Origin of the sequence: Psychrobacter sp. Rd 27.2 (genome assembly GCF_001921755.1) — a bacterium.
Lineage (GTDB): Bacteria > Pseudomonadota > Gammaproteobacteria > Pseudomonadales > Moraxellaceae > Psychrobacter > Psychrobacter celer.
Map to the genome: position 1 here is coordinate 26,699 of NZ_MRYB01000009.1, position 18,163 is coordinate 44,861.

Consider the following 18,163-nt stretch of genomic DNA (forward strand, 5'->3'; position numbering starts at 1 on the left):
GTAGGGCGCGCCCAGCGCACGAGATAAGATGAGTTACTATAGAGCGTGTTGAACATTCGACCATGACACTACTGCTCAAACAGCCTCTATAGCTTCTACTCCGCTATCTCCTCATGCACCTTTGCCTCACTTTTTTTACCATCTGGCTGAATGACGATAGGCAAGACCAACCCTTTTGCAAAGTCATCCGTCAATACATAATCATAACGGCTGGCCGCCACGTCAGGCGTGGTATGAATGACAAGTTTTATCTCTTCACTATCGATAATCTCGTGTGAGGTATAGCGCTCGCTCAGCTGATCTAGCACCTTTGACAGTGCTTCATTGCTCGCCATGCTCACCGTGAGGTTGTGCTGGGCAGTAGCAGTATCCATATCAAAATACTCGGCATAATCGAGGACGTTTTGGCTATCGATGGCAAAGGGGTACTCATAGGAACTGCGTTCAGCAGGCTTTTCGCCGCTCGCGACCGACGACCAATCGATGGTGTAGGCGGCAGGCGCTGAGGTTTTTGCAGTGCCATCGCTGGACACTGCTGCTTGCTCAGTCGCAGGTTCGGCCACCTCAGTTGGCTGGTCACAACCTACTAGCGCCCAACCAGCAGTAGCCATTAGTAATATACTCGTTAAGCGCATTCCCATCGATGTATCCTCTTTGTTATTGGTCGTTATGAGTGGTCGTTATGATTACCCGTTGTGCTATTTTGCCAGCTTTTGCTTGGCTTCTCTAGGGTGTGTCCTCCACATTTTCTAATACCTCGATATTACCTGCGCTATTTTCGTTGTTTGATTAGGGCGTGTTGAACCTTCAACCATGGCACTGACAGAGACTATTAACACGCATAAAAAAACAGCCATCTTTTGATGACTGCTTTTGACGTACTTTATTGGTTTGGCTTTTTGACTTTCTGTCGTTTAAACGCAAAAGCTTAACGACTAAACCTTAAACATTATCTACCGATCTGGCAGTTTACTTGATATTCTGTACCGTTTGCCCATTTGATAGCAAAGATACCTTTGTCGCCTTTCATATGCCAAGCATAGACTGCTTCTGGATTTGAGTCATTGATATAGCTGGCTACGTCACCTTGTACGCCGCCGTTTAGGATAATTGGCTGCTCTGCCCATTTTACTTTAGGCATGGTGGCGTTTAGCATAACTTGTTTTTTATTGATAGACTGTTTTGCCATGATTTGGCTGTCATCAGTACAAGTATAAGGTGCTGGTGCCATACGGTCGTAAGCAGCATCCGTGACGCTCTCTGATGCTGGCGTATTTGTAGCGTTTGGCGTGGTTGGTGCGGTCGTGGCACAAGCGCTTAGCAGTGCAAGGGCAGGTAAGGCAGTGGCGATTTTGGTTAGGGTGTTCATAGTATTCTCCAAATATTTAACAAAATTATAAGAGGTCTTAAGACGTTTATAAAAATTATCATGTATTTATTATTAACAATGCATTAAGCCAAAAATGCATTAAACATAGGCATAAGTATATAGTGCCTATGGTAACGAAAACTGACTTTGATGAGTGTTAGAAATTGTTTGTTACATGTTCATTAAGTTACGTAAACACTGATTAATGTAACGCTACGGGACAGTCGTTAGTGATAGCCAGCTCGCCGCCAGTGCCACATTTGATAGTTAATTTGATATAACACCCTACAATCACCAAAAAACGCCTGCCGACCGTTGGTCGATAGGCGTTTTGCTTGAACAGCGCTTGGGATAGTCACTTTAGCCATAGTCCAGACTATTTAGTCTTGCGCGGCGGCAGGCCAGTATGCTGCGTCTGAAAGTTGCCTTTACTGACGCGCTTTTTGCTATTTTTGTTCCCAGCTTTATTGGTCGTTGGGCGCTCAGAGGCGCGGTTGCTGCGTTTGAGCGAATCGTTGCCGACGCGGCTGTTCTTTTTGCGTGCAGACTGGTAGCTGTCTTGCACCGCATCACGGCCTTCTAGATGGGCGTTATATGGCGGTATCAGGCAGCCGCGATTTTTACCGATCAAGTCGCTGCGGCCCATGTCTTGTAGCGCTTTACGCAGTAGTGCCCAGTTTTTTGGGTCATGGTAGCGAAGAAAGGCTTTGTGCAATTTGCGCTGCTTGCCTGATTTGACGATGTCCATATCACCACCCTCACGGCTGACCTTGTGTAGCGGGTCTTTGTGGGTATGGTACATGGTGGTCGCGGTCGCCATGGGGCTAGGATAAAACGCCTGCACTTGGTCGGCGCGGTAGCCGTTACGCTTTAGCCACAGCGCAAGGTTCATCATGTCCTCATCTTTGGTGCCAGGGTGAGCGGCGATAAAGTAAGGAATCAGATACTGCTCTTTGCCAGCCTCGGCGCTGAAGCGCTCAAACATGGCTTTAAATTCGTCGTAGCTGCCCATGCCCGGCTTCATCATCTTGGACAGTACGCCTTCTTCTGAATGCTCTGGGGCAATTTTTAGATAGCCGCCGACATGATGGCTGACCAGCTCTTTGACATATTCAGGGTCTTTTACAGCCAAGTCATAACGCAAGCCTGAGGCGATTAGGATTTTTTTCACACCTTTGATATTACGGGCTTTACGATATAGCTGGGTGAGGTTGCTGTGATCGGTAATGAGGTTTTCACAGACATCAGGATAGACACAAGACGGCTTGCGGCAGTTTTTCTCAATGGTCTCATTTTTGCAGTTGAGGCGGTACATGTTGGCAGTAGGGCCACCAAGATCGGAGATAACTCCGGTAAAGTTAGGCGCAGTATCACGGATGGCTTCGACTTCACGTAGGATGGAGTCCTCTGAGCGGTTTTGAATGATGCGGCCTTCGTGCTCAGTGATAGAGCAAAACGTACAACCACCAAAGCAGCCGCGCATGATATTGACCGAAAACTTAATCATGTCATAAGCTGGGATGCGTGCGTCACCATAGCTCGGATGCGGCAAGCGGGCATAGGGCAGGTCAAACACATAATCCATCTCTTCGGTGGACAGCGGAATCGGTGGCGGGTTTAGCCATACATCGATGGCACTGTGTGAGTTACCACCGCCGCTGTTGTGTCGTTGCACCAGCGCCCGAGCGTTACCGGGATTGGTCTCTAAATGCAGGATACGGTTGGCATGCGCGTAGAGCACAGGGTCTGATTTGACGTGCTCATAGTCAGGCAGGCGAATCACTGTCTTATCACGTGGCGGCATTTTTAGCTTATGCTTCCGCGCGGTCATCGGCTTGTTTGTTTTTATCTTATCAAACCCGCGCATCTGTACTACTTGCGTGTCGGTATCGACTTGATCAGCATTTAAGACTTTGTGGGTGACGGGCTCGGCGACGAAGCCAGCATATTGGGCAGACATTCCTGTCATGGCTTGCCCAACTGGCGAGTCCGATGGTTTTTCTTGTTCGATTTTACAGCTATCAACGTCCTCGGTCATCACGTACGGGTTGATGATTGGATCGACGCGGCCGATGGTATCGACATCGTTGCTGGCGACCTCAGTCATATCCGCTTGCCAATGGCGACGACTCGGCGAGAGTAGGTACGCTGTGCCTCGCAGCTTACTCATCTGCTCAAACGTATAGCCTTTAGACAGACCATGTACCACATCGACGATGGCGCGCTCGGCATTGCCGTACAATAATACATCAGCGCGGGCGTCGAGCAAGACGCTACGGCGCACTTTATCTGACCAGTAGTCGTAGTGGGCGATACGGCGAAGGCTACCCTCGATACCGCCGAGGATAATCGGCACATCAGGATAGGCCTCACGGCAGCGCTGGCTATAGACGATCGCGGCGCGGTCGGGGCGCTTGTTTGCCACGTTGCCCGGTGAGTACGCATCATCGCTACGAATCTTGCGATCGGCGGTATAGCGGTTGATCATACTGTCCATATTGCCTGCGGTCACGCCGTACGCATAGACCGGCTTGCCAAGTGCCATAAAAGCGTCTTTGCTCTTCCAGTCAGGCTGGGCGATGATACCGACGCGAAAGCCCTGCGCTTCTAATAAGCGACCGATAATCGCCATACCAAAGCTTGGGTGATCGACATAAGCGTCGCCTGAGATGATAATGACATCACAGGCATCCCAGCCAAGCGCGTCCATCTCAGCACGGCTCATCGGTAGATAAGGCGCAGGCTCGTAGCAGCTCGCCCAGTGTTTGTCATAATCATAAAGCGGTTTGATGCCTTGTTTAAAGGCGGTGCGGGCGATGGTATCGGCAGACATGGGCGGACCTGTTAAATAAAAAGTGACACTAAAAAATAAGCCGTTATTTATCAATAATAATAACGGCTCATTAAAAAACGCTCATTTTAACATGAATTGTCTTCAGGATGTCATAAAGCCGTTTTAATGAGTGAAGGGTAAGTTATTGATAGCGTAAGAGAATATTGAGCGTAAAGGCGGACACCAAACCGCTGGCTTGTACCGTGTTTTTAAAATCATGACTGCTTTAGTCAAAGACACAAGCTAATCGCCCAATACTTGCAGTGGAAAAGTCACCACATCAAATGCTAAGGCAAAAGCGTTGTTGGCATTGATTGTCCTGATTGTTACTGTCCTGACTGTTATCAGCATTACTGTCAGTCGAGCAATATTTTGGTGCCGCTTTTGGTAAAGTTCATTACAAACTGGCTCTTAAAGCCCCGCACATTATTGTCATAAGTGAGTAGGCCTGTGGTAAACCGATGATAGTCTTGCATGTTTTTGGCATTGACCATCAACATAAAATCCGCATCGCCCGACACCTCATAGCAGCTCATCACTTGAGGCTGCGTGTGCATCAAGCGCTCAAACCGATGCTGCATCGAGGTGTTGGAGCGCGCCATCTCGACCATCACAATCGCCGTCAGCCCGTAGCCCACCTTACTTGGGTCGACGATGGCCACTTGTTTGGTGATGACGCCGTCACTGACAAGCGTTTGGATACGGCGCTGTGCGGTGGCGACAGAGACATGGACTTGCTCGGCCACCGTCTTTAGCGGCAGCGTTGCATCGTCTTGTAGCAAGTTTAAGATGGCTTTATCAATATTGTCTAATGTATGACTCATCTTTCTCACCTCTGGTTAAAAGTATTATCACTATAAATCGAAAGTTGATAAATAATATAGTTTTATAGTACTTACTCGATAAATAAATTCAAAATTCTACTTATATAGAGATACTATCCCATAGTGCCTTAGTAAAATAGTCGGCAACAAACAGAGCTCATCAATAAAAATAATAACTGAACGCTCAAACGTCTATTCAAACTTATGGTGCTAACTATGTCTATCTCAACGCTATCTAACGTATTCGCGAATACACTCATCACCACTGTTTCGCGCGTGCCATTGCCTACGATGTGGACAGCAGGCAGCATTCAGCAACGTACCTTAATAATGGGCGCGGCGTTGGCGGTATTGTCCAATGTATTGTTTGGGGTGCTGTACGCCTATAGCAGTTTTTTGGCACCGTTATCGGGTACGCAAGTGTTTATCTGGCGGATGCTGGCGATGTGGGCGGCGCTGGTAGGGTATTTACTGATAAGTGGGCGTCTGGGCGGACATATCCATAAGCTCAAAGCGTTGACAGGCGCCAAGCAGTGGGCATGGCTGCTATTACCAACGCCGATATTTTTAAGTCAGTTTTGGTTATTTATGTGGGCACCGGTCAATGGACAGGGCGTACAGACGGCGATGGGCTATTTTTTATTTCCGCTGATGATGGTGGTGTTTGGCTGTGTCCTATTTGGCGAAAAGCTGAGCCGTTTGCAGTGGCTGGCCGTTGGCTTTGCCGCCCTCGGCGTCGGTAGTGAAATCGTCCGTACCCACAGCATGTCGTGGGCGACGCTTTGGGTGTGCGGCACTTATCCTATTTATTATATTTTGCGCCGCTTGCAGGGCATCGGGGCGGTGACGGGGTTGTTGGTGGATTTGACCATTTTTGCGCCATTCGCGCTCGCGTATTTATGTTTGTTTGCGCCGAGCAGTGTCGCGCTGGTGAGCGGCTCTGGGTTTTTTATTTTGATGCTGGCAGGATTGGGCGTGTTGAGTGTGCTGGCGATGAAAGCCAATGTCGATGCCAGCCAGCTGCTCCCTGTCAATGTTTACGGCATGATGAGCTATCTGGAGCCTGCGTTGCTGTTTATTTTGGCAATCACGGTTTTGGGCAATCCATTTGAGTCGGCGATGATATATAGCTATGGGCTGATCTGGCTCGGTATTGTGTGTTTACTGCTCCATGGTATCCGTCAGCTGCGCGGTACCAAAAACGAGACGTTAGGTACAAAAGCTGCCGCTTAACGCATGTATTCTAGGGGCAATATTTATAATAAAACAGGACGATTTACGCGGTGGTAAATCGTCCTGTTTATCAGCTTGATAGGAGCAACGCCTGCCAGAGCATTTAATCCAAATGCTGCTTAAAGCCGCGCTGCTTATCGCGCTCCCAGTCGCGGTCTTTCAGAGTTTTACGTTTGTCATGTTGCTTTTTACCGACGGCAAGGGCGATCTGACACTTGACCATCGAGCGCTTCCAGTAGCAAGACAGCGGCACACAAGCATAGCCTTTTTGATTGACCGCGCCATATAATTTGTCGATCTCGCGGCGGTTGAGCAGCAGTTTACGGGTACGGATGCTATCGGGGCTAATGTGCGTCGAGCTAGATAGCAGAGGCTGGATGTGAGCACCAAACAAGAAAGCTTCACCATTACGAAAGGTAATATAAGCCTCGGTGATGGACATTTTGCCTGCACGAATGGCCTTGACTTCCCAGCCTTGCAATGACAAGCCTGCCTCAAAGGTTTCTTCGATAAAATACTCGTGCCGCGCTTTTTTATTGGCGCAGATTTGATTGTCTGGTTTTTTTGCTTTTTTTGACATAAATTCTCCATCAGGATGTCAGTGTACTGCATCCTTGTCTTACCATTCCTCATCCAAGACCATCGGCGGGCCTACTATGTGAGATGAGTCGAAGCGCTTATTGTAGCAAAGCAAAGGGGCAAAAGGTAAATCGGCTGTTAGGACAAATGTAGCAGATAAGTATTAAATGTAGGCAAAATTTGCTAGCATGTGCAGTATCATTAACGACCAGATTAGCACTGCTATGAATTCAGCAAATGTCGCCCATGCTTCAAAGCTTCAGACCAAGATTTTATACCCTGGCACCTTTGACCCCATTACCAATGGTCATGTCGATTTGGTGACGCGCGCGACCAAATTGTTTGATGAGGTGGTCATTGCCGTGGCATCAGGGCACCACAAAAAACCGCTGTTTAGTTTTGAGGAGCGTGTGGCTTTGGTCGAGACGGTGTTTGCAGATTTGCCGCAAGTGTCGGTGGTGGGTTTTGAAGGTCTGCTCGTGGATTTTATGCGCCTGCAAGGTGCCACTGCCGTCTTGCGTGGCCTGCGTGCGATGTCGGATTTTGAGTATGAGTTTCAGCTGGCTAATATGAACCGCGAGCTCGATGAAAATTTTGAGGCGGTGTTTTTGACACCATCGCAAAACTACTCGTTTATCTCATCGACGATGATTCGTGAGATTGCCAAGCTTGGCGGCGATGTCAATAAATTTGTGCCGCCTTGTGTCTCGCAAGCTTTTGCCAAAAAGCTCACGCTTAACTAGCCGTCACCGTTTATCTGCTGACAGTTATTTTATCCTTCACCAAACTCGCCAGAGTAATCTGCCGCGCTTGTTATTAGTCATACATAAGGAGCAGTTTATGGCATTGTTCATCACTGACGAATGCATCAACTGTGATGTCTGCGAGCCTGCTTGCCCAAACGAGGCCATCTCTGAGGGCGATGATATTTATGAGATCAACCCTGACCTGTGCACAGAGTGTGTCGGTCACTTCGATGAGCCGCAATGCGTGGTCATCTGTCCTGTGGACTGTATTCCAAAAGACCCTGACCATGTCGAGAGCGAAAGCGATTTATTGGCCAAATACAAGCGTATCACTGGTCAATAATGCACTGAGATGCTACTGCCCAACAACGCCTAGGAATAATATGATGAATACGGATGTTCAATTGCCTATACACTTTTTTCAACATACATACTTTTCGTTTGCGAGCGGACGATGAGTATGTCTACCAGCGACTTCGACCACCAGCACTTGTGGCATCCCTATGCCAGCTTGCCGCCCACTTATCCAAATATCGTCATTGACCATGCCGAAGGTATCTATATCGTCACTCAAGATGGCACGCGCCTCATAGATGGCATGTCGTCATGGTGGGCAAGCGTGCATGGCTATAACCATCCGGTGCTCAATGCGGCAATGACTCATCAGCTCGGCAAAATGGCGCATGTGATGTTTGGGGGCTTGACCCATCAGCCGGCGATAGACTTGGGTGAAAAACTGCTCTCCATCGTACCAGCAGGCCTCGATGCTATTTTTTATGCTGATAGCGGCAGTATCGCGGTGGAAGTGGCATTAAAGATGGCGCTACAGTATCAGATTGCTGCCAAGCGTCCGCAAAAGTGCCAGTTTGCCTCGACGCATTCAGGCTATTATGGCGATACCTGGCATGCGATGAGCGTCTGCGATCCTATCAATGGCATGCATAGCTTATATGGTAAGCAGCTGCCGGTGCAGCATTTTGTTCCAGCCCCGCCATTGGGGTTTGATCGCGCTTTGAGCGCAGCTGAACGTCAGGCGTTAAGCGATTTTTTTGCCAACAATAGCGAGCATTTGGCAGGGTTTATCATCGAGCCTGTCATTCAGGGTGCAGGCGGCATGCGCTTTTATAATCCGGAATATCTGCAATTACTGCGGCAATTATGTGATGCGCATGATGTGCTGTTGATTACCGATGAGATCGCCACAGGCTTTGGCCGTAGCGGTAAGCTGTTTGCGTGTGAGCACGCCGATATCAGCCCCGATATTATGACCGTGGGTAAGGCGCTAACGGGCGGCTATATGACCTTTGCGGCCACCCTATGCACCCGCCATATTGCCGATACCATTCATCACAGCGATTATCCTGCACTGATGCACGGGCCCACCTTTATGGGTAATCCGCTTGCCTGCGCGGTCGCTTGTGCGTCGATTGATTTGATTTTGTCTTACGATATCGAGAGGCGTACGGCAGAGATGCAAGCCGTTATGGAGTCGCAGCTTGCGCCTGCAGCGACATTGGATGGTGTCAGAGAGGTACGTTGTTTGGGTGCGGTCGCTGTCATTGAATTGGATGAAGCGGTCGATATGCCCGTTTTCCAATCCTTACTGATTGAAAATGGCATTTGGGTCAGACCCTTTGGTAAATTGGTCTATATCATGCCGCCCTATGTCATGACGGATGATGAGCTGGTGACGTTATGCCAAGCGCTACTGACTGTCGTTACCTCTTATTTAAATCAAACTTGTGCCACCAATAGAGCTACTATATGAGTGTGCTGTTTATCTCCGGTATCGATACCGACATTGGCAAAACTTACGCCACCGGCATGCTGGCTAAGGCCTTGATGCAGCAGGGCATAAATATCATCACCCAAAAGCTGGTACAAACGGGCGTTGGGGTTGATTTGGCCAGTGGTGAGATGAATATTGCTGATGACATCGTCACTCATCGCCAGTTGATGGATGTACCGCTACAGCCGTGTGACCTCGCTCACACCACATGCCCTTATCGTTATAAAAAACCAGCGTCGCCGCATCTGGCGGTCAGACTGGCCGATGATGTGTTAGATCCTGATATCATCGCTCAGGCGACGCGGCAATTACAAGTAAACTACGATGTGGTGTTGCTAGAAGGGGCAGGCGGTTTGCTCGTACCCATAACCGAGCAATTACTGACGCTAGATTATATTGCCACCCAAGGCTATCCAGTGGTTTTGGTGACCTCGGGTCGCCTTGGCAGTATCAATCATACTTTGCTTAGCCTTGAAGCCATCAAGGCGCGCGGTTTAACGCTGCATAGCGTGATTTATAATCCCATTCATGATAATGCGGCTCAGACAGATACTGAGATTGCGACGAGTACCATGGCGTTTTTACAGCACCATCTGCAGCAGTACCATCCAGACACGTACTGGCTGACCCTGCCCTATATAAAGCAAGATAAGCAACGCCACACTCTGCCAGATTTTTATTTACCAAATGGCTTTGTCTGAAGCGGCTACAAGCGATTATTTGACGAGGCGAAATTAGTCACAAAAGATATTCCCAGATGAGCCTTGGGTTTGCTATACTAGCGCCCTTGGTAGACTAGGCGATCGCCGCTGCACACTGGCAACAGATGCGTAGGGGAGGAAAGTCCGGGCTACATAGGGCAGCGTGCCAGCTAACGGCTGGGCAGGGTAACCTGACGACCAGTGCAGCAGAGAGGAGACCGCCCCGCGTAAGCGAGGTAAGGGTGAAAGGGTGCGGTAAGAGCGCACCGCGTGGCCAGCAATGGTGCACGGCATGGTAAACTCCACGCGTAGCAAGACCAAATAGGCATCGGCATGGCGCGGCCCGCGTTCGATGCGGGTAGGTTGCTTGAGCGTATCAGCGATGATGCGCCTAGAGGAATGATCGTCCACGACAGAACCCGGCTTATCGGTCTACCAACTTTTTTATGCTTCGTTTTTTAAGCGTTGTGTTTAAGCATTGTTTTTACACTTCGTTTGTATAGTTAGCAGTGATGTTTTTGCGCTTAATTTGAATAAAATTCATTTTTTTTGCAAAAAAAGCCAATTAGGGGTTGACGATATCCACCTCTATCGGTATTATACCGAGCCTTAAATGGCGATGTAGCTCAGCTGGTTAGAGCGCACGACTCATAATCGTGAGGTCGAGAGTTCAAGTCTCTCCATCGCCACCATATATCATAAAACCTAATCAGTTTTAAAAAGCCAATCTTTTATGATTGGTTTTTTTTTGCCTAAAATAATTTAAAAACTCTGTCAGGCTGAGGGCTTTTTTATCATGAAGCCGCTTATAAACAGCCATTAAGCTTACGGATTTCTTGCTATATCATTGGTTTATCGGTTTACTCACAGATTAATTCTTGTAACTTATGTCCTGCTTACTTATCATAGGGGCTGTTTTCGGTAAAGTCCTGTAACGCCATGTCTGTACAACTGCCTCCTTATCGTCCCATCAAGCACCGTAGTGGCCTTAAAGTCATGGGTGCGGCATTTCATGCGTTGCTGATGCGTGAGCTACAGACGCGCTTCGGTGGTTATCGTTTGGGCTATCTGTGGGCGCCGCTTGAAGTGGTGTTTCAAGTGCTTATCTTTTTGGTTATTTTTGGCGTGATTATTGAACGCGCTTTACCAGGGATGGGTTTTCCGCTGTTTTTGGTGACAGGTATGGTGCCTTTTCGCATGTTTCAAACGATAGCGACGAGAGCATTAGGCGCTGTTGAAGGAAACAAAGGCTTGTTAATGTATCGCTCGATACGTCATATCGATGTCATTATTGCTCGATCGGTATTAGAGCTGATCATCTATTTTATTACCTCGATTATTTTGTTAGTTGGTTTGGCCTTTTTTGATATTTATGCCAGTTTAGAGAATCTACACATCGTGCTGTTTTGCTGGATCACACTGTTTTTATTTAGTTTTGGCATTGCACTGATGATGATGGTTATTGGTTATTATGGTGGTGAGATTAGCAAGGTGATTACCATTATATTTACCATCTTGTACTTTGCTTCCGGCATTATTTACCCGATTCATGTGGTACCAGAGCCATACTTTAGCTACCTGCTTTATAATCCTTTTATTCATAATATCGAGCTGATTAGGCATGCTTTTGCCCCTAACTATCCCGCTTATCATATTGATATCACCTATTTTTTAAAGTGGACAGTGGCTGTCAACTTCTTAGGTTTGCTCATGTATAAAGCGGTAGAAAAAGATCTAATACGCTCAAAATAAAGCTCGTAGTATTTCATTTTTATGATATTTATAATATCTAGTTTTATTTTATGGTAAATAAATGATTGAAGTTAAAAACATTTCTAAGTCATTTATGACAAAAAAAGGTCGGCATTATCTTTTTAAAGATCTCAATCTGACCATTGGTGATAAACAAAGTGTTGGCCTGCTCGGGCGTAATGGTGCGGGTAAGTCAACCTTGCTGCGTATCATCTGCGGACTTGATGAGCCAGACCATGGTGAGATCATCACCGACTCTACCATCTCATGGCCAGTCGGCGTGGCAGGGGGCTTTCAAGGCAGTTTGACGGGTCGGCAAAACGTCCGCTTTGTGTGCCGACTGTATTCTAGCGGGGCCTATATCGATGAAAAGATTCGTTTTGTCGAAGAGTTTGCGGATATTGGCAACTATTTTGATATGCCGGTCAAAAGCTACTCATCTGGTATGAAGGCTCGTTTGACCTTTGGGCTGAGTCTGGCGTTTGATTTTGATTATTATATGCTCGATGAGGCTGGGGCGGTGGGTGACGCGGCTTTTCGTAAGCGCAGCGAAGAGATTTTGGCCGCCCGCCGTGAGCAAGCAGGGTTTTTGATAGTGTCGCATAATATCGGTGATATTAAGCGTAACTGCGATATTGGTATTGTATTAATGGATCAGACAGCACACGTCTTTGAAGATACAACAGAAGCGATTGAGGTTTATGAAAAGCATATCCACAAAGCAAAAAAGTAAGATAATTAACCTCTCGTTATTTATCGGCTTAGTCATACTGCCTTGGGTGCTCGTGATATTTTATGTCATGACGCTGGCTCATCCGCGTTATATATCGACCGCTGATGTGGTGGTAAAGCAAGTCAGCGAGTCAAGTGTGCCGTCCGGTGGTGGGCTATCTGCGCTACTGGGTGTCAATAGCACCAGCAAAGAAGACGCCACCTATCTGACCGAGTACATCTTATCGAATGATATGGTCAAGCGCCTTGATGATAAGTTTAAGTTTCGCGAGGCTTATTATGTCGATGGTTCAGACCCTATCTATGAGATTGATCCGGATGCCACGCAAGAAGAGCTACTCGATTACTTCAAAAAGCGGGTACACATCAACCTCGATGAGCAGAGCTATGTGCTGTCGGTAGCGACAGAAGCCTTTGATTCACGCTATGCGTTTGAGCTAAACAAAACCATCTTGAACGAGTCTGAGCAATTCGTAAACCGTATCTCACAAGAAGTCGCGCGTGATCAGTTGGTGTTTGCCGAAACCCAATTAGAAGAGTCACAAGATCGCCTAAACGACGCCAAAGAAAAACTACTCAATTATCAAAACACCAATGAGATTTATGACCCGCAGGCCAACGCCCAGATTATCAATCAGCTGATTGGCAGCCTACAAGGACAGCTGAGCTCTCTACGTACTGAGGAGCGGCAACTGCTTAGCTATCTCAATCCTGATGCGCCGCAAGTGGTGTCGATCAGAAGCCAAATTAAAGCGATTGAAGCGCAAATTCGTCAAGAGCAAACCAAGCTGACCTCGCCAAACACCACCAAGCTAAACCGTCAAGCGGTGCAGTTTGAGACCATCAAAGCGGATGTGGACTTTGCCACAGAGCTGTATAAGCTATCGCTATCATCACTTGAAAAGGCGCGCCTAGAAGCCTTTAAAAAGATGAAAAACCTGATTGTGATCTCAACCCCTTATGAGGCCGAAGAGGCGTTGTATCCACGCCGCGCTTATATTATTTGGACATCACTTATATTGTTATTGATATTCTACGGTTTTGTGCGTTTGGTGATGGCCGTTGTCCGCGATCATCGTAGCTAGTTTTGCGGTCTGCCAGCTTTGACCGACCAGATATCACTAATGATCGACAGATCAGTAAAGGAAGTTAATTCATGAATACGAAACCACGTGCGATCGTGATGATGATAAGTGTGGCGATGGCTGCTATGAGCATGTCAGCAAACGCCGTCAGTTATGCCGAGCAAATGGCAGGCTCTAGCTTTGGTACAAGCGCCAATAATGCCAGCCAAGATCAAAATCGCAATAATATCAATGTCTCAACCCAAGCGTTTGCTGGCGGTGTACCCGGGCAGGCCACCACCCAAGAAGCGGTGAATGCTGCCAGCTTGCCTAGTCAGTCGGTTATTAACACCACCCGCCCTTACCAAGACATCAACACCCAAGACATGATGTTTGGTGAGCAGCTATTTCGCGGGGCTTTTTCGACCACCTCCGGCTCGACCTTTAACGACAGCTATGTGATTAACCCAGGCGACAATGTCCAAGTGCGTATGTGGGGCGCCTATCAATTTGCCTCCACCATGACAGTCGATCCACAAGGCAATATTTTCTTGCCAAACGTCGGTCCGGTACGTATCGCTGGGGTTCAAAACGGCAACTTACAAAACGTGGTCAAAAGCGCGGTCAATCGTATTTATCGCTCAAACGTCGGCGTCTATGCTTCTTTAGAGCAAGCACAGCCGGTCAAAGTATTTGTCACCGGTTTTGTCAAACAGCCTGGTTATTATGGCGGGCTGGCGGCGGACTCGGTGCTGTCTTATCTCGACAGAGCCGGCGGCGTCGACCCGACACGCGGCAGCTTTATCGACATTCAGATCAAACGCAATGGCCAAATGCTTCAGCAAGTCAATCTTTATGATTTTTTATTGGCCGGTAAGTTGCAGCCTTTTGCCTTTCGTGATGGTGATGTGATTACAGTGGCTCCGCAGAAAAAAACCTTTGAGGTCAGCGGCCAAGTACAAAACGAATATACCTTTGAGTTTGATGTCAATGACCTGACCATCGGTGATGTCTTGCAAGTGGCCAATCCTGCCGCAAACGCCACCAACGTCAGTATTACCCGCAGTGCAGGCCGCGCCCAGACAGCGGAGTATTACTCACTGGCAGAGGCGCAAAACGTGCCTGTCTATAATGGTGATCAGATGGTGGTGACCTCGGATCGCTATGCTGGGACGATCGCAGTGCAGGTAAAAGGAGCGCATACGGGCAATGGCGCGATGGTGGTGCCCTATGGCGCCCGTCTCAAAGACATCGTGCCGCAATTGCAGCCAAGCCCGCTGGCTAAGTTGACGCATTTGACCATTTATCGTCAGTCAGTCGCTGAGCAGCAAAAACGCATGATCAATGAGTCGCTTGATCGCCTAGAAGAGCTCACACTTGCCACGCAGTCAACGACTCGTGAAGAGGCCGCCCTGCGTCAAGATGATGCCGCTTTGGTCAAGCAGTTTGTGGCAAAAGCGCGAAATGTACAGCCAGATGGCCAGATCGTTGTGGTGCCAAACTCATGGCAAGACATTATCCTTCAGCAAGGCGATGTCATCGAGATCCCCGCGCAGACGTCTGTGATTACGGTCAATGGCCAGGTACGCGCGCAAGGGGCGTTGACCTTTAACCCAGATTATACCGTCGGCGATTATGTGGCCAATTCAGGCGGCTTCGGTGATAATGCAGATACCAACGAGATTTTGGTTATCCACCAAAATGGCGCCAGCGAAGTGGTGAATACTGCTTATCGTATCCAGCAAGGCGATGAGATTATGGTGTTGCCAAAGGTTAAAACCAAACGGGTAGAGATTGCGCGCGGACTGTCGCAGATTTTCTATCAGTTGGCCATCGCTGCAAAAGTGGTGCTGGATCTATAACGACTGATAGGCGTTTTATAGGATAAGGTGTTTATACTAAAATACCAGTGATTGGTAAATCACTGATTGACAAGGGGAAATAATGGCAAACAGCGTCACAGAAGAAGGCAAAAGCGCCTCTATATCGGCCTTTGATGATACGCTGTTTTTGCCCTTAACCCAGCGCTTGCAGCCGATGCAACTGGCGGTGATTGGTAAAGGTATGCAGCGTAATAATCTTTTGCTGCCACAAGTGCTGCATGCTGATATTCAGCGCTGGTATCCGTGGTCAGCAAGGCAACAAGGTGTCACGGCTCCTGCTGCCTCACTGCTGTCTAGGTTGCCCTTACCAAACCGTATCAAGAATCAGATTAAAACCATATCGAAGCCTCAGCCTGAGGCTTTTATCGGTTGGGGACGCAAAAAAAGCTTTCAGCGCGCCCACAAAGCCGCCAGCAAACAAAACTGTGCTGCGCTGAGTATCGAAGACGGCTTTTTGCGCTCATTAGACTCCGGCATCAGTAGCCGCCACGCTGTCAGTGTGGTCGTCGATGATGTGGGTATTTATTTTGATTTGACCCAAAGCTCGCGCTTAGAGCAGCTTATCGTTGCTCGTGCCAGTTTTGACAATCATAACAATCGTGACAGTGCTGGGCATCATGCGCTGCATCACCGTCGTGCTCAGCAGCTGATGTCACGCATCTGTGCAGAAAAGCTGAGTAAATATAATGCGGTGACGACTTGCCCCTCACTCAATGAGTTGGCAAACAGTAAAGCGGCAAAGCGAAAAGTCGCCAATACCGCAAGCACTCCTCGGCAGCCACATATCTTATTAATCGATCAAGTCGCAGGCGATGCCTCTGTCAAAGGGGCTGGTGCAGATAAACGTCAGTTTAGACGTATGCTAAAAGCCGCTTGCCGCAATCATCCGAATGCCCATATTTGGATAAAAGCACACCCTGCCGCCCGCACAGGCTATCTGACTGGTCTCAAACTACCCAAAAACGTGCAGGTGTTGACACAGGTGCTCAATCCTATCGCCTTACTGACACAGGTCGATCATGTGTATACAGTCAGCTCGCATATGGGTTTTGAGGCGTTGATGCTTGGTAAGCAGGTACACTGCTTTGGGGTCAACTGGTATAGTGGCTGGGGGCTGACAGATGATAGCGGTGCGCCCAAACGCTTGTATCATACTGTCATGCACCGTCGTCAAAACTTTGCGAAGGGTTTGCCGCCGTCAAACCCCCAGCCTTATTCAGCCTTATTACCACCAGCTTTTTCTCAAACGACCTCTAAAGCCAAGATGGCGAGAAACGTGAGCGCAACTTTAGAGGTACTGTTTTATAGTGCTTATGTCGATTATAGTCACTATGTTGATCCTGCGAGCAGAAAATCGTGCGACATAGAGACGGCGATTGAGTGGTTGGTGACCAACCGTCACTGGCAGTCGCAGCTGGCAGGTCGTTTGACGGTTTATGAATTTAGCCGCTGGAAGCTGCCATTTGTTAAGGCTTTTGTGGATCTGCCGCGTACTGATTTATTTATCAAACCAAAACCTCGCCTAAAAAACCTGCTGCATCCCGATCATTTACGGGTGGATTATCAGCAGCCGTTACTGGTTTGGGGCTTAGCAAAGCGGCAGCAGGTACAACAAAAACGCCAGCGCAAGCAGGTAGGTTTTGGTGCAGATAGCCCAGCTATCTACTGTATGGAAGATGGTTTTATCCGCTCCAACGGTCTGGGCGCAACGCTACTGGCGCCTTTATCTGTGGTGATAGACAGACAAGGCATCTATTACGACGCCACCGCGCCCTCGGATTTGGAGACGCTGCTACGCCACTGTCAGCCTCTAAGTCAGCCGCAGCGTCAGCGCGTCCAAAACCTACAAACCAAACTGCTCACCCAGCGAGTCAGTAAATACAATGTGGGTGCGAGCATCAGTCGTCAGGCAAGTCGTGATGGCAGCTGGCTCATACAGGCAAAGCAGTCTGGCAAGCGTCGCCTCCTCATCGTTGGACAAGTAGAAGATGATCTCTCTGTACAGCACTGCGGGTCAATGATCAAAAAAAACCGTGATTTGATCGCGCGCGTTAGGCAAGACAATCCTGATGCATACCTCATTTATAAACCGCATCCCGATGTAGAAGCAGGGCTGCGCGCTGGCAAGGTAGGCGCTGATGGCTTACAGCTGGTAGATGCGGTCGCTTATGATACCGCGATGCCTGATTGCCTAGAAGGGGTCGATGCGGTGCACACCATCAGCTCGTTGACAGGTTTTGAGGCGCTGCTTCGCGGTTTGAGTGTGACGTGTTATGGTCTGCCGTTTTATGCAGGGTGGGGGCTGACCACAGATATCGACGCGCAGCTGACGCCAAAATCTCAGTATCTGGCCAGACGTCATCGCGCCACTCCTTTATCGCTTGAGCAGCTACTGTATTGTACTCTGATTCGCTACCCGTTATATCGCCTGCCAAATGGCCATGGGCTGGCGCAAGTGGAGCAGGTCATCGACTATTTGTACCCGCCTGATGACGATGCTTTGATGGTCAGTCCAGAGACTTCTATTACTCCCAGCACCAAGAGCCCTATGCGCGCTTTATTACCAACGCCCACCCAATTAAAACGCCGCGCCGCGACGCGTTTTATGCAGTATCGCCATCAGTGGCAACAGCGCCTCAGCAATAAACCGCACTAACC

General features: G+C 48.5%; 15 protein-coding genes, 1 tRNA gene and 1 other RNA gene. 12 read left to right on the forward strand and 5 right to left on the reverse strand.

Annotation, left to right across the window (positions count from 1 at the left end; translation table 11 throughout):
• Window positions 1–95: 95 nt before the first annotated feature.
• The 4 genes from BTV99_RS08750 to BTV99_RS08765 all read right to left on the reverse strand — a co-directional run bounded on the left by BTV99_RS08750 (window position 96) and on the right by BTV99_RS08765 (window position 5,026).
• Window positions 96–611 carry a hypothetical protein gene (locus BTV99_RS08750; RefSeq protein WP_256713762.1) on the reverse strand — a complete coding sequence of 172 codons (516 nt, stop codon included), beginning with the start codon at window positions 609–611 and terminating at the stop codon, window positions 96–98.
• A gap of 338 nt (window positions 612–949) precedes the next feature.
• Window positions 950–1,369, reverse strand: coding sequence for a hypothetical protein (locus BTV99_RS08755; RefSeq protein ID WP_075101994.1), 420 nt, complete (start codon window positions 1,367–1,369; stop codon window positions 950–952).
• A gap of 376 nt (window positions 1,370–1,745) precedes the next feature.
• A complete protein-coding gene (locus BTV99_RS08760; protein WP_075102062.1) occupies window positions 1,746–4,202 on the reverse strand; it encodes a YgiQ family radical SAM protein in 2,457 nt (818 codons plus the stop codon).
• Between the two features lie 356 nt (window positions 4,203–4,558).
• On the reverse strand, window positions 4,559–5,026 hold the full coding sequence (locus BTV99_RS08765; RefSeq protein WP_075101995.1) for an Lrp/AsnC family transcriptional regulator: 468 nt from the start codon (window positions 5,024–5,026) through the stop codon (window positions 4,559–4,561).
• A 216-nt stretch (window positions 5,027–5,242) separates the two neighbouring features.
• Here BTV99_RS08765 and BTV99_RS08770 point away from each other — a divergent pair, with 216 nt between their 5' ends.
• The gene (locus BTV99_RS08770; protein WP_075101996.1) at window positions 5,243–6,259 is read left to right on the forward strand and encodes an EamA family transporter; all 1,017 of its coding nucleotides are present in this window, start codon (window positions 5,243–5,245) and stop codon (window positions 6,257–6,259) included.
• Between the two features lie 103 nt (window positions 6,260–6,362).
• Here BTV99_RS08770 and smpB read toward each other — a convergent pair whose 3' ends face one another.
• The gene (smpB, locus tag BTV99_RS08775) at window positions 6,363–6,839 is read right to left on the reverse strand and encodes an SsrA-binding protein SmpB (RefSeq protein WP_075101997.1); all 477 of its coding nucleotides are present in this window, start codon (window positions 6,837–6,839) and stop codon (window positions 6,363–6,365) included.
• Between the two features lie 223 nt (window positions 6,840–7,062).
• On the opposite strand from smpB, the gene coaD reads away from it, so the two are divergent.
• From coaD to BTV99_RS08830, 11 genes are all read left to right on the forward strand, one after another.
• Complete coding sequence (gene coaD / locus BTV99_RS08780; protein WP_075102063.1) at window positions 7,063–7,581, forward strand: pantetheine-phosphate adenylyltransferase; 519 nt, start codon at window positions 7,063–7,065, stop codon at window positions 7,579–7,581.
• Between the two features lie 97 nt (window positions 7,582–7,678).
• Complete coding sequence (locus BTV99_RS08785; protein ID WP_075101998.1) at window positions 7,679–7,927, forward strand: YfhL family 4Fe-4S dicluster ferredoxin; 249 nt, start codon at window positions 7,679–7,681, stop codon at window positions 7,925–7,927.
• Window positions 7,928–8,038: 111 nt separating this feature from the next.
• The gene (gene bioA / locus BTV99_RS08790) at window positions 8,039–9,352 is read left to right on the forward strand and encodes an adenosylmethionine--8-amino-7-oxononanoate transaminase (protein ID WP_075101999.1); all 1,314 of its coding nucleotides are present in this window, start codon (window positions 8,039–8,041) and stop codon (window positions 9,350–9,352) included.
• Window positions 9,349–10,074: a dethiobiotin synthase gene (bioD, locus tag BTV99_RS08795; protein WP_075102000.1), complete on the forward strand. Its 726-nt coding sequence runs from the start codon at window positions 9,349–9,351 to the stop codon at window positions 10,072–10,074. Before bioA ends, bioD begins: the two co-directional genes overlap by 4 nt.
• Before the next feature lie 86 nt (window positions 10,075–10,160).
• Window positions 10,161–10,517: RNase P RNA component class A (rnpB, locus tag BTV99_RS08800), an RNA gene on the forward strand.
• A 172-nt stretch (window positions 10,518–10,689) separates the two neighbouring features.
• Window positions 10,690–10,766: transfer RNA gene (locus BTV99_RS08805), tRNA-Met, on the forward strand.
• A gap of 247 nt (window positions 10,767–11,013) precedes the next feature.
• The gene (locus BTV99_RS08810; RefSeq protein WP_075102001.1) at window positions 11,014–11,826 is read left to right on the forward strand and encodes an ABC transporter permease; all 813 of its coding nucleotides are present in this window, start codon (window positions 11,014–11,016) and stop codon (window positions 11,824–11,826) included.
• A 61-nt stretch (window positions 11,827–11,887) separates the two neighbouring features.
• Window positions 11,888–12,559, forward strand: coding sequence for an ABC transporter ATP-binding protein (locus BTV99_RS08815; RefSeq protein WP_075102002.1), 672 nt, complete (start codon window positions 11,888–11,890; stop codon window positions 12,557–12,559).
• Window positions 12,528–13,643, forward strand: coding sequence for a capsule biosynthesis protein (locus tag BTV99_RS08820; RefSeq protein WP_075102003.1), 1,116 nt, complete (start codon window positions 12,528–12,530; stop codon window positions 13,641–13,643). Before BTV99_RS08815 ends, BTV99_RS08820 begins: the two co-directional genes overlap by 32 nt.
• A gap of 71 nt (window positions 13,644–13,714) precedes the next feature.
• Complete coding sequence (locus BTV99_RS08825) at window positions 13,715–15,484, forward strand: polysaccharide biosynthesis/export family protein (RefSeq protein WP_075102004.1); 1,770 nt, start codon at window positions 13,715–13,717, stop codon at window positions 15,482–15,484.
• 82 nt (window positions 15,485–15,566) lie between these two features.
• Entirely contained in the window at window positions 15,567–18,161 is a 2,595-nt protein-coding gene (locus BTV99_RS08830) for a capsular polysaccharide biosynthesis protein (RefSeq protein ID WP_075102005.1), read from the forward strand.
• Window positions 18,162–18,163 lie beyond the last annotated feature (2 nt).

Coding starts and splice junctions, on each gene's coding strand:
- BTV99_RS08750 (WP_256713762.1), bottom strand. CDS start 611: ATGGCTACTGCTGGTTGGGCGCTAGTAGGTTGTGACCAGCCAACTGAG.
- BTV99_RS08755 (WP_075101994.1), bottom strand. CDS start 1,369: ATGAACACCCTAACCAAAATCGCCACTGCCTTACCTGCCCTTGCACTG.
- BTV99_RS08760 (WP_075102062.1), bottom strand. CDS start 4,202: ATGTCTGCCGATACCATCGCCCGCACCGCCTTTAAACAAGGCATCAAA.
- BTV99_RS08765 (WP_075101995.1), bottom strand. CDS start 5,026: ATGAGTCATACATTAGACAATATTGATAAAGCCATCTTAAACTTGCTA.
- BTV99_RS08770 (WP_075101996.1), top strand. CDS start 5,243: ATGTCTATCTCAACGCTATCTAACGTATTCGCGAATACACTCATCACC.
- smpB (WP_075101997.1), bottom strand. CDS start 6,839: ATGTCAAAAAAAGCAAAAAAACCAGACAATCAAATCTGCGCCAATAAA.
- coaD (WP_075102063.1), top strand. CDS start 7,063: ATGAATTCAGCAAATGTCGCCCATGCTTCAAAGCTTCAGACCAAGATT.
- BTV99_RS08785 (WP_075101998.1), top strand. CDS start 7,679: ATGGCATTGTTCATCACTGACGAATGCATCAACTGTGATGTCTGCGAG.
- bioA (WP_075101999.1), top strand. CDS start 8,039: ATGAGTATGTCTACCAGCGACTTCGACCACCAGCACTTGTGGCATCCC.
- bioD (WP_075102000.1), top strand. CDS start 9,349: ATGAGTGTGCTGTTTATCTCCGGTATCGATACCGACATTGGCAAAACT.
- BTV99_RS08810 (WP_075102001.1), top strand. CDS start 11,014: ATGTCTGTACAACTGCCTCCTTATCGTCCCATCAAGCACCGTAGTGGC.
- BTV99_RS08815 (WP_075102002.1), top strand. CDS start 11,888: ATGATTGAAGTTAAAAACATTTCTAAGTCATTTATGACAAAAAAAGGT.
- BTV99_RS08820 (WP_075102003.1), top strand. CDS start 12,528: ATGAAAAGCATATCCACAAAGCAAAAAAGTAAGATAATTAACCTCTCG.
- BTV99_RS08825 (WP_075102004.1), top strand. CDS start 13,715: ATGAATACGAAACCACGTGCGATCGTGATGATGATAAGTGTGGCGATG.
- BTV99_RS08830 (WP_075102005.1), top strand. CDS start 15,567: ATGGCAAACAGCGTCACAGAAGAAGGCAAAAGCGCCTCTATATCGGCC.